Genomic DNA, 3,079 nt, shown 5'->3' on the forward strand with positions numbered 1-3,079 from the left:
CGCGGCTGCCGCGGCACGCGGCTTCGAGGTCGATGCCTCGCTGGCCGACGCGCTGGCCAGACTGCCGGTTCCCCGGGTGGTGTGGCTGATGGTGCCGGCCGGTGAGGTGGTCGACCAGACGCTGGCCTCACTCGCGCCGCACCTCTCCGAGGGTGACGTGGTGATCGACGGCGGCAACTCGTACTACAAGGACAGCATGCGCCGTTCCGCGCAGCTGCTGCAGGACGACGTGACCTACCTGGACTGCGGCACCAGCGGGGGCGTGTGGGGCCTGCAGGAGGGCTACAGCCTGATGATCGGCGGCGACAAGGCCACGGTCGAGCGTCTCGGTGACATCTTCCGCACCCTGGCTCCGGCGGCCGACCGTGGCTGGTCGCATGTGGGCCCGAGCGGAGCTGGGCACTACTGCAAGATGATTCACAACGGCATCGAGTACGGCATGATGCAGGCCTATGCCGAAGGCTTCGCGCTGATGCAGCGCAAGACCGAGTTCAACATCGATCTGGCCGACGTCGCGCGCACCTGGCAGCACGGCAGCGTGGTGCGCTCGTGGCTGCTGGACCTGAGCGTGGACGCGCTGGACAAGAACCCGCAACTGGAAGGCATTGCCCCGTACGTGCCCGACTCGGGCGAGGGCCGCTGGACGGTCGCCGAAGCCATCGATCTGGATGTGTCTGCCCCGGTCATCACGCTGTCGCTGCTGGAACGGCTGCGTTCGCGCGAAGGCAACTCCTACAGCGACCGCATGCTGTCGGCGCTGCGCAACCAGTTCGGTGGCCACCAGATGAAGACCGACTGACCGCTCGCCCCGCGCGACGTTCCCGTAGAGCCGGGCTCTGCCCGGCTGCTTTCCGCACTATCTGTCCGACACCACAACCCGCATCCCGCTCTGCGAACTGCGCACGCCGGCCTCCAGCAACCGCATCACCTGCAACGCCTGCGTCGTACTCACCGTGGCATTCCCCTCACCACGCACCGCGCTGGCAAAGGCCGCGTACAGACGGCGATAGTCCCCGTCGAGATTGTCCACCGAGCTGCGGCTGACCCGCCCCTCGGCATCCTGCCGCACCACGACCCCATGCAGCGGGTCCAGACCATATCCCGGCGCGCCCGGGGCCACGCCGGCACGCAGCTGCGCTTCCTGCACGTCCAGGCCTTCCTTGAGGTAGCTGCCTGCCGAGCCATGCACTGCAAACCGCGGTGCGGACGCGCTCACCAGGGATCCCGCATGCACGATGGCCCGCATGCGCGGGTAGTGCAGCACCGCGTGGAAGTAGTCATCGCTGCGCGCACCATCACGCTGTGCGGCAATATCAGCGGTCATCGCCTGCGGCCAGCCGAACAGCACCAGCATCTGGTCCAGCAGATGCGGACCGAGGTCCATCCACAACCCGGCACCGGGCGCATCGCTTTCGCGCCAGCGGTCACGCACCTGCGGACGATACCGGTCGAAATGCGAATGACATTCGGCGATCTCACCCAGCGTGCCCTCCGCGATCAGCTTCTGCAGGGTCAGAAAATCCGCGTCGAAGCGGCGGTTCTGGAACACCGTCACCACGCGGTCCGCCTCGCGCGCGGCTGAGATCACCGCCTCTGCTTCAGACAGGCTCAACGCAAACGGCTTGTCCACCAGCACATGCTTGCCGGCACGCAGCGCGGCGATCGCCAGCGGAGCGTGCTGGGCATTGGGCGTGGCGATCACCACCGCATCGAGGGACGGGTCTGCGAGCATCGCTTCCGGAGTGTCGTGTATGTGCACATCCGTAAAACGCCGCATCAGCGCGTCACGTTGCGAACTCACGATGCTGTGCAGTGCGAGCCCGGGCGTGTGTTGCAGCAGAGGCGCATGGAAAACGCTTCCAGCCAGCCCGTAACCGATCAGACCTACCTGCGCTATCATGTTCATCCGATTACTCCTGAAGCGGGCAATCTCATCGTAAACGGTGTTGGTGCAGTGCGGAAACATGAACCGTTGCAGATGAAGCCGAATGATTCACGGCGACGTTATTTCAAACCGACGCAGTTTCCACGCGCCGTCTCCCATAGTGACACCACAAACACGGGAGACAACCGCATGACCAACAAGACCCGCAATCTGCTTGCCGCTTCCCTCGCCCTGGGCATGGTGTTCGCCAGCACGTCGGTCATGGCCAAAGACCCGCCGAAAACCGGCGACAAGGCCATGGACCACAGCGCCATGACCCATGCCGACTCCCATGATTCCAACGAGCCGGTGTCTGACAGCTGGATCACCACCAAGGTCAAAGCGGACCTGCTGACCAGCAGCAACGTGCCGGGCACCAAGGTGGAAGTGGAAACCGTCAACGGCGTGGTAACGCTGAAGGGCAATGTCGCCACCAAGGCCGAGCATGACAAGGCTGTGACCACCGCCAAGGGCATCAAGGGCGTGAAGAAGGTCGACGCGTCGGCGCTGAAGGTATCGGCTACCGCTGCCAACCGCTGAGTTACTGCGCCAGTCAGTGTGAAGAAGGGCACCCCAGGCGGGTGCCCTTTTCTTCTCTTAATTTGTCCTGAATGGAAGCCCATTCACGTTGGTGTGGAGTATATTCACCGCTGCGCCTTCCACAGGGGTGGGGGGCAGGGGATGCGGGCATTCTGACGAGGGGCTATGGCGCTGCGTTTCAGTGGTGATCTCAAGGCGGGGCCGGCCGTTGCCGGTCCAGCGGGTAGGCCTCATGCCGCGTAACGGCCCGGTGCTGGGGCATCTGCGCATCCTGCTGGTGGAGGATTCCCCCGGTGATGCGGAACTGCTGAGCGGCCAGATCCTGGGCGCCGGGCTGGATGCCAGCTTCGAGCGCGCCGAAAGCGCCGCCGCGCTGCGCCAGGCGCTGGCCCGGGAAACTCCGGACATCGTGCTGTCCGACCTGAGCCTGCCCGGATTTTCCGGACTGGACGCACTCCGGATCGTGCGTGACAGCCACCCGGACATGCCGTTCATCTTTGTCTCCGGCACGCTGGGTGAGGACGCTGCCGTGGCCGCCCTTCGCGAAGGGGCCAATGACTACATCATCAAACACCAGCCGGCGCGGCTGCCGTCCGCCGTGGCGCGGGCCGTGCG

General features: G+C 65.2%; 4 protein-coding genes. 3 read left to right on the forward strand and 1 reads right to left on the reverse strand.

Features of this window, described 5'->3' with window-relative positions; translation table 11 throughout:
* On the forward strand, positions 1-799 hold a 799-nt coding region (gene gnd / locus EGJ34_RS21080), incomplete at its 5' end, for a phosphogluconate dehydrogenase (NAD(+)-dependent, decarboxylating) (RefSeq protein WP_125362365.1).
* A 57-nt stretch (positions 800-856) separates the two neighbouring features.
* On the opposite strand, the gene EGJ34_RS21085 is transcribed toward gnd, so the two are convergent.
* Complete coding sequence (locus tag EGJ34_RS21085; RefSeq protein ID WP_125362366.1) at positions 857-1,906, reverse strand: oxidoreductase; 1,050 nt, start codon at positions 1,904-1,906, stop codon at positions 857-859.
* A gap of 168 nt (positions 1,907-2,074) precedes the next feature.
* Here EGJ34_RS21085 and EGJ34_RS21090 point away from each other — a divergent pair, with 168 nt between their 5' ends.
* On the forward strand, positions 2,075-2,464 hold the full coding sequence (locus EGJ34_RS21090; RefSeq protein WP_125362367.1) for a BON domain-containing protein: 390 nt from the start codon (positions 2,075-2,077) through the stop codon (positions 2,462-2,464).
* Between the two features lie 232 nt (positions 2,465-2,696).
* A partial coding sequence (locus EGJ34_RS21095) for a response regulator (protein ID WP_148100547.1) occupies positions 2,697-3,079 on the forward strand: 383 nt, incomplete at its 3' end.

The sequence above is a fragment of the Stenotrophomonas sp. 278 genome, from assembly GCF_003935715.1.
GTDB classification, from domain to species: Bacteria; Pseudomonadota; Gammaproteobacteria; order Xanthomonadales; family Xanthomonadaceae; genus Stenotrophomonas; species Stenotrophomonas maltophilia_AH.